The following is a 278-nucleotide window of genomic DNA, read 5'->3' on the forward strand; positions in this document are numbered from 1 at the left end:
ACAACAGGGACTGGGACTTCGTACGTCACTTCTTCCGACGGATCGGATTCCGTGTACAACGGGCTGTTCGACTTCGCAACGACCGTCACGCTGTACGTGCCTGGTGTCAATGCTGGCTCCAAACCGGACAGATCCAGCTCCGTTCCTTCATCCACTACAATGACACGTGGCTCTTGGCCTTCGACTTCGATTGTTACTTTGTAGTTGTCTGCATGGTTAACTTCATCCCAGCTCAGCACACCCTCTTCATTCAGCTGTGCTTCTGGAGTCGCCAGAGC

General features: G+C 53.6%; 1 protein-coding gene. It reads right to left on the reverse strand.

All coding sequences use genetic code 11. The annotated features are described in order from the left end of the window. The coding region (locus tag PA598K_RS37500; protein WP_221414204.1) for a hypothetical protein at window positions 1-278 on the reverse strand (278 nt) is incomplete at both ends.

This window comes from Paenibacillus sp. 598K, from assembly GCF_003851045.1.
Lineage (GTDB): Bacteria > Bacillota > Bacilli > Paenibacillales > Paenibacillaceae > Paenibacillus_D.